The sequence below is a fragment of the Isoptericola sp. NPDC060257 genome, assembly GCF_042726645.1.
Lineage (GTDB): Bacteria > Actinomycetota > Actinomycetes > Actinomycetales > Cellulomonadaceae > Isoptericola > Isoptericola nanjingensis.
The window spans coordinates 1-6,869 of sequence record NZ_JBHXAW010000242.1; the positions used below are offsets into that span (position 1 = coordinate 1).

A 6,869-nucleotide genomic window follows, 5' to 3' on the forward strand; every position below is an offset into this window, starting at 1 on the left:
GAGCGCGGGGTGCATCCCGCGCCCACCCTGACGGCTCGGGATCACTCGGCGGGCATCGGGAGGGCGTCGTCGGCCCAGGTGTCGGGCGTGCCGACCCGCCACAGCGACCGCACGAGGGCCAGCCCGACGACGGTCGCGGCGAGCAGCGCCACCAGCGTCCACAGCACGACGCCGATGCCACCGGCCTCAAGAAGGGTGCCGCCGACCAGCGGGGCGAGCGGCATCGCCGCCACCCCGCTGAGCCCGAGCACGGACGCGAGACGACCCTGCATCCGGTCGGGGGTGATCGCGGCCGTGTAGCCCGCCATGGCCGAGTTCACCGCGGGGACCATGAGCATCCCGACCCCGACCAGCACCACGTACGCGACGTAGGTCTGGAGCAGGGCCATGCCCACGAAGGCGAGCACGACCGGGACGAGCGCCAGCACCGTCAGCACGCCGAGGCGCAGCCGCGCGACCAGCGCCGGGGCCGCGAGAGCGCCCAGCAGCATCGAGCCGGCGGCCACGGTCCCGACGACGCCGATGAGGACCGGGGGCGTGCCGGTACGCGCGAGCTCGAGGTTGATCCCGACGAGCATCCCGTTGACGGCGACGTTCACCGCGACGAACAGGCCGAGGCTCGCGCGGAACAGCGGCACCGCCCACACGTACCTCAGCCCCTCGCGCAGCGCGGCGAGCGGCCGGGTCGCACGCGCCTGGGTCACGTCGTCGTTCAGCGGCGCGCGCACGAACCACGCGCACAGGGCCGTCGCGGCGTGCCCGACCACCGCGCCCACCAGCGGCAGCGCCGCCGCGACGCCGTAGAGCAGGCCACCGACCGGGCCCCCGGCGATGCCCGCGACGGCGTCGCGGCCCTGGGCCGTCGCGTAGGCGGTCGGCAGCTGGGCGGTCGGCACCACCGCCCGGAACGCGCCGCTGATCGCCGGGTCGAGGAAGGCCGCCGCGACGGCGGACCCGCACAGGACCGCCGCCAGGTGCCACGCCGTCAGGCCGCCGAGGGCCGCGGCGACGACCGCGGACGCCCACAGGACGGCGGCCACCGAGGCAGCGACGACGACCAGCCGACGACGGTCGGTCCGGTCCGCGACGACCCCCGCCGGCAGCGTGGCGAGGAGCGCCCCGGCCTGGCCCACCGCGGCGATCGTGCCCGCGGCAGCCGCCGAGCCGGTGAGCCCGAGCGCGAGCAGCGGCACGGCGAACCGGGCGACGCTGCCGCCGAGCGACTGCGTCGTGAGGCCGGACATCAGCAGGACGTACGGGCGGTTGCGGCGCAGCGGCACCGGGGCCTCGGCGGCGCCGGCCGCGGTTCCGACATGGGGCGTCTCGCTCACGGGAAGCGGCTCCGCGGCCGCCGGGGTCTGCGTCATGGGCACGACCGTAATCCCGCAACATCTATTGCGCAATAGCTGTTGCGCACCTGTTGCTGCGGGATCTTGCTAGGCTCGGGCACGTGCAGGAGACGATGGAGATCACCGAGCCGGAGGCGCTCCGGGCTCTCGCCCACCCCGTGCGGCAGCGGATCCTCATGCAGCTCTCGGTGCTCGAGCACGCCCGCGCCGCCGACCTCGCCGAGGCGATCGGGCAGCCCGCCAACTCGGTGAGCTTCCACCTCCGCGTGCTCGCCAAGGCCGGGATGATCGTCGAGGCGCCCGAGCACGCGCGCGACAAGCGCGACCGGGTCTGGACCAACGTGGCGCAGAGCTACCGCGTGAAGTCGGACTCCCCTGGCGCCGGGGAGGCCATCGTCCGCCCCGCGCTGCAGTGGACCGCCGACGTCTTCGCGCACCACGACGGCGACGACGACGACGCCAAGCGGCAGTTCATGCTCCTGACCATGCTGCTCACCAAGGAGCAGGCCGACCAGATGGCGCTCGAGGTCGCCGAGCTGCTGAGCCGCTGGGCCGACCGGAGCCACCAGGACGCGCGCGACGAGCCCGCCGTCGCCCGGGAGGTCTACCAGGTGCTGAGCGCCTTCGGCCCGCGCGACGACGTCAGCGGCGACACCGCCCGCGAGCCGACCGTCTGACGTCCCCGCGGTCGACGGCCGTGGTCAGCCGACGAGCGCGCGCCGCCCGTCGACGCGCAGCCCCTCACGGGCGACGCGACCGACGGTCTCGACGAGCAGCGCACGCTCCGCGACCTTGATCCGCTCGTGCAGGGCGGACTCGTCGTCGCCGTCGAGCACGGGGACGACGGCCTGGGCGAGGATCGGCCCGGTGTCGACGCCGGCGTCGACGACGTGCACGGTGCAGCCGGTGACCTTCACGCCGTAGGCGAGGGCGTCCCGCACTCCGTGCGCGCCGGGGAACGACGGCAGCAGCGCGGGGTGGGTGTTGACGATCCGCCCCGCGAAACGCTCGACGAACGAGGGCGCGAGGATCCGCATGAACCCGGCGAGCACCACGTAGTCGGGCCGGAAGACGGCGACGGCCTCTGCCACGCCGCCGTTCCACGCGGGGCGGTCGTCGAAGTCCTGCGGGGCGACGACGACGGACGCCACGCCGGCGTCGCGGGCCAGGTCGAGCGCCCCGGCACCGGGCTTGTCGGAGACGACGCCGACGACGCGGGCGCCGTAGGCCGGGTCGTCGTGGGCGGCGAGCAGCGCCGCGAGGTTGGAGCCGCCGCCGGAGGCCAGGACCACGAGCCTGGCCTGGGCCGTGCCCTGGGCGGACGTGGACGCGACGGGGTGGCCGGACGGGGTCTGCACGACGTCACCCTACCCGCGCGTCCGCGCCGTCCGCCGCGCCCGGAAGGAGACCGAGGCCTACTCCCGCCGGAGGCGCCCACCGACCTGCAGGTGCGCGCACGCCAGCACGACCGCCGCCCCGACGCCGACCTCGACGGCCACCACCGCGCCGGTGAGCAGGGGGTCCGCGCCCACCTGCGCCAGGCGTCCCGCACCGACCGCTCCTCCGGCCCAGTGCTGCAGCAGCCCGGTCGCGACGCCGGCGAGCAGCACCACGCCCGCGAGCACCTGGGCCAGGTCGGCCCAGCGGACCCGCTCCGGGTCGAGCCGCCGCCACGCGAACCAGCCCGCGAGCGCGCCGCAGGCCACGACGGCGAGCGGGCCGGCGACCGCGGCCGTCGGGCCGGACCAGTCGGGGCCGGGCAGCGCGCCCAGCAGGGGCACGGCCGGCAGCGGGCCCGCCTCGGTCCCGCCCGGGGCGAACACGGTGCCCTGCCCGACGGCGAACCCCGGCCCGGCCAGCCACGACGTCGCCCACAGCACGAGGTTGGGCAGCAGCGCGAGCTGCGCGACGGCGAACACGACACCGCCGATCCAGCCCGGGTCGAGGCCGGTCACCACGTCCTCCGACGTCGCCCGCCCCGCCACGACCCACACGAGGGTGAGCGCGGCCCCCAGCCCGGTCAGCGCGGCGAGCGCGACCGTGCCCGCCTGCAGGCCGAGCCGCGCGACGTCGGGCACCGCGCGGTCGAGCAGGCCGCCGGGGACGACGACCTCGGGCCGGTCCGGCGGGACGAGGATGCCGAGCGCGGCGCCCGCCCCGCCCACGACGGCGCCGCCGAGCGCCGCGAGGCCGAGCCGGGGGCCGGCGGCCGCGAGCCCCTCGCCGCCCGCCACGCCGGCGGTCGCGGCGGCGAGGGCGACGGTCGCCGCCGCGTACGTCACGGTCGCCGCGACCCAGGCGGCCGGCGTGGGCAGCGCCGAGCGCTTGACGGACACGTAGGTCGTGAACACGGCGAGGGCACCGATGCCGAGCGGCACGAGCGTGATCACGCCGCCGCCCGCGTCGATCGGCACGCCGTGCCCCAGCAGCCACAGCCCCGTGGCGACGCCGACCGCCCCGGTCCAGGCGGAGTCCGGCGACCCGCCGAGCACACCGACGACCGCGAGGAGCACGACGACGGCACCGGACAGCACGACGCCCTGCGCGGTGGCCCACGCGCCCGAGGTGGCCGCGGCGAAGCGCTCGCCCCCACGGCCGGGGCGCCGCGCGGGGCCGTCGCCGTCGACGGTCCGGGCGGTGCGGGCGGGTCGGGTGCCGGGTGGTGCGCTCACCGGCCCATCGTCACCCGCGCGCCTGGCAGAACCCGGCAGACACACAGACGGCGCCCGCCCCCCGGCGAGGGGACGGGCGCCGTCTGTGTGTCGTGCGCGGCGCCGGAGCGCCCTCGGGTCAGAGCGACTTGAGGATCTCGCGCATGAGCTCGGCGGTCTCGGACGGCGTCTTGCCGACCTTCACGCCCACGGCCTCGAGGGCCTCCTTCTTGGCCTGCGCGGTGCCCGCCGAGCCGGAGACGATGGCGCCGGCGTGGCCCATGGTCTTGCCCTCGGGGGCGGTGAAGCCGGCGACGTAGCCGACGACCGGCTTCGTCACGTGCTCCTTGATGTACGCGGCCGCGCGCTCCTCGGCGTCGCCGCCGATCTCGCCGATCATGACGATCGCCTGGGTCTCCGGGTCGTTCTCGAAGGCCTCGAGCGCGTCGATGTGCGTGGTACCGATGACCGGGTCGCCGCCGATGCCGATGGCGGTCGAGAACCCGAGGTCCTTCAGCTCGTACATCATCTGGTAGGTCAGGGTGCCCGACTTCGACACGAGGCCGATCGGTCCCTTGCCCGTGATGGTGTGCGGCGTGATGCCGGCCAGCGACTCGCCCGGCGTGATGATGCCGGGGCAGTTCGGGCCGATCATGCGGGTCTTCTTGCCCTGGAGGTAGGCGAAGACCTCGGCCGAGTCCTGCACCGGGACGCCCTCGGTGATGACGACGATCAGCGGCATCTCGGCGTCGACGGCCTCGATGGCCGCGTCCTTCGTGAACGCCGGGGGCACGAACAGGACCGACACGTTCGCGCCGGTCTCCGCCATGGCCTCCTTGACGGTGCCGAAGACGGGCAGCGTGACGTCGTTGCCCTCGTGGTCCTTGTGGGTCACGGTGGTGCCGGCCTTGCGGGCGTTCACGCCGCCCACGATCTGCGCGCCGGAGTCGAGCATCAGGGCGGTGTGCTTGGCACCCATCCCGCCGGTGATGCCCTGGACGATGATCTTGCTGTCCTTGTTCAGGTAGATCGACATTGTTCTCGAATCTCTGCTTTCGACGTCGGCGGGGCGCTCAGAGGTGGGCGAGCTCGGCGGCCTTGGCCGCGCCGCCGTCCATGGTCTCGGCCAGGGTGACCAGCGGGTGGTTCGCCTCGCGCAGGATGGCGCGGCCGAGGTCCACGTTGTTGCCGTCGAGGCGCACGACCAGCGGCTTGGTGGCCTCGTCGCCGAGGATCTCCAGCGCGCCGACGATGCCCTTGGCGACCTCGTCGCAGGCGGTGATGCCGCCGAACACGTTGACGAACACGCTCTTGACCTGCGGGTCGTTGAGGATGACGTCGAGACCGTTGGCCATGACCTGGGCGTTGGCGCCGCCGCCGATGTCGAGGAAGTTCGCCGGCTTCACGCCGCCGTGCTCCTCGCCGGCGTAGGCGACGACGTCGAGGGTGCTCATGACGAGCCCCGCGCCGTTGCCGATGATGCCGACCTCGCCGTCGAGCTTGACGTAGTTGAGGCCGTTCTCCTTGGCCTTGGCCTCCAGCGGGTCCGCCGCGGCCTTGTCCTCGAGCGCCTCGTGGTCGGGGTGACGCACCTCGGAGGCGTTGTCGTCGAGCGAGACCTTGCCGTCGAGGGCGACGATCGAGCCGTCCTCGGTGCGGACCAGCGGGTTCACCTCGACGAGCGTGGCGTCCTCGGCCGTGAAGACCGTCCAGAGCTTCTGGATGACGTCGGCGACCGGGGCCTTGAGGTCCTCGGCGAAGTTCGCGGCGTCGACGATCTCGCGCGCCTTGGCCTCGTCGATGCCCACGATCGGGTCGACGGCGACGCGGGCGAGGGCCTCGGGCCGCTCGACGGCGAGCTGCTCGATCTCCATGCCGCCCTCGACGGAGCACATGGCGAGGTAGTTGCGGTTCGCGCGGTCCAGGAGCACGGAGAAGTAGAACTCCTCGGCGATCTTGGCGCCCTGCGCGATCATCACGCGGTGGACCGTGTGGCCCTTGATGTCCATCCCGAGGATCTCGCCGGCCTTCTCCTCGGCCTCCGCCGGGGAGTGGGCGAGCTTGACGCCGCCGGCCTTGCCGCGGCCACCGGTCTTCACCTGGGCCTTGACGACGACGGTCCCGCCGCCGAGCTTCTCTGCACCCGCGCGAGCCTCTTCGGGCGTCGTCGCGACGACGCCGCCGAGCACGGGCACGCCGTGCTTCTCGAAGATGTCGCGAGCCTGGTATTCGAACAGGTCCACCCTGCTGCGTCCTTCCATCGGTGGTGCCCCTGGGTCGGCAGAGGCCGGCACGAACGGATGTCTCGACATCAAGACATCCCCGAACAGGGTAGTCCGACCCGCACGACGCCGGGAACCGCGGCCCTGCAATCCCCCGCCGCAGGTGACCGATCCCACACGCCGCCGCCCGGCCTGTCAGGACCGGGACCATCGAAACGTGCGCGTGGCCCTGACAACTCGCGGGTCAACCTTGGTTGACAACTCGTCCATCGTCAACCAGAGTTGACGGCATGACGGAGACGACGCTCGTCGGCGCGGCCGCCGGCGACGACCCCACGGAAGGGCTCCGCGCCGTCCGTGCGCTGCGCGACCTGGCGGACCGGCTCGAGACGCTCCAGGTGGAGCGCGCGCGACAGCTCGGCTGGTCGTGGCAGGACGTCGCCGACGCGCTCGGCGTGAGCAAGCAGGCGGTCCACAAGAAGCACGGCAGGAGGATCTGATGTTCGAGAGGTTCACGAAGGACGCCCGCGCCGCGGTGCAGGGCGCCGTGGAGGTCGCGGAGCGCGAGCGCTCCGAGTCGATCGACACCCGGCACCTGGTGATCACGCTCGCCGAGGGAGCAGGGCGCACGCCCGCCGCGCTGGAGG

At 74.1% G+C, this 6,869-nt stretch carries 7 protein-coding genes; 2 read left to right on the top strand and 5 right to left on the bottom strand.

Annotation, left to right across the window (positions count from 1 at the left end):
• Positions 1-41: 41 nt before the first annotated feature.
• A complete protein-coding gene (locus ACFWEK_RS16875) occupies positions 42-1,367 on the bottom strand; it encodes an MFS transporter (protein WP_430554782.1) in 1,326 nt (441 codons plus the stop codon).
• Positions 1,368-1,450: 83 nt separating this feature from the next.
• Here ACFWEK_RS16875 and ACFWEK_RS16880 point away from each other — a divergent pair, with 83 nt between their 5' ends.
• Complete coding sequence (locus ACFWEK_RS16880) at positions 1,451-2,026, top strand: ArsR/SmtB family transcription factor (protein WP_430546644.1); 576 nt, start codon at positions 1,451-1,453, stop codon at positions 2,024-2,026.
• Between the two features lie 24 nt (positions 2,027-2,050).
• On the opposite strand, the gene purN is transcribed toward ACFWEK_RS16880, so the two are convergent.
• The 4 genes from purN to sucC form a co-directional block, all read right to left on the bottom strand.
• Entirely contained in the window at positions 2,051-2,707 is a 657-nt protein-coding gene (gene purN / locus ACFWEK_RS16885) for a phosphoribosylglycinamide formyltransferase (protein WP_430554783.1), read from the bottom strand.
• Between the two features lie 57 nt (positions 2,708-2,764).
• Positions 2,765-4,021 carry a DUF6350 family protein gene (locus tag ACFWEK_RS16890; protein ID WP_430554784.1) on the bottom strand — a complete coding sequence of 419 codons (1,257 nt, stop codon included), beginning with the start codon at positions 4,019-4,021 and terminating at the stop codon, positions 2,765-2,767.
• A gap of 118 nt (positions 4,022-4,139) precedes the next feature.
• On the bottom strand, positions 4,140-5,036 hold the full coding sequence (sucD, locus tag ACFWEK_RS16895) for a succinate--CoA ligase subunit alpha (RefSeq protein ID WP_429766179.1): 897 nt from the start codon (positions 5,034-5,036) through the stop codon (positions 4,140-4,142).
• A 37-nt stretch (positions 5,037-5,073) separates the two neighbouring features.
• Positions 5,074-6,243, bottom strand: a complete 1,170-nt coding sequence (gene sucC / locus ACFWEK_RS16900; RefSeq protein ID WP_430546646.1) for an ADP-forming succinate--CoA ligase subunit beta — start codon at positions 6,241-6,243, stop codon at positions 5,074-5,076.
• 269 nt (positions 6,244-6,512) lie between these two features.
• Between sucC and ACFWEK_RS16905 the strand changes: the two genes are divergently transcribed.
• Positions 6,513-6,722 (top strand): RNA polymerase subunit sigma-70, encoded by a 210-nt coding sequence (locus ACFWEK_RS16905; RefSeq protein WP_430546647.1) that lies wholly within the window; start codon positions 6,513-6,515, stop codon positions 6,720-6,722.
• The last annotated feature ends 147 nt before the right edge of the window (positions 6,723-6,869 follow it).

Bases quoted from the DNA above. Each gene is read 5' to 3' on its own strand.
- ACFWEK_RS16875 (WP_430554782.1), bottom strand. From the start codon at position 1,367: ATGACGCAGACCCCGGCGGCCGCGGAGCCGCTTCCCGTGAGCGAGACG.
- sucD (WP_429766179.1), bottom strand. From the start codon at position 5,036: ATGTCGATCTACCTGAACAAGGACAGCAAGATCATCGTCCAGGGCATC.
- ACFWEK_RS16905 (WP_430546647.1), top strand. From the start codon at position 6,513: ATGACGGAGACGACGCTCGTCGGCGCGGCCGCCGGCGACGACCCCACG.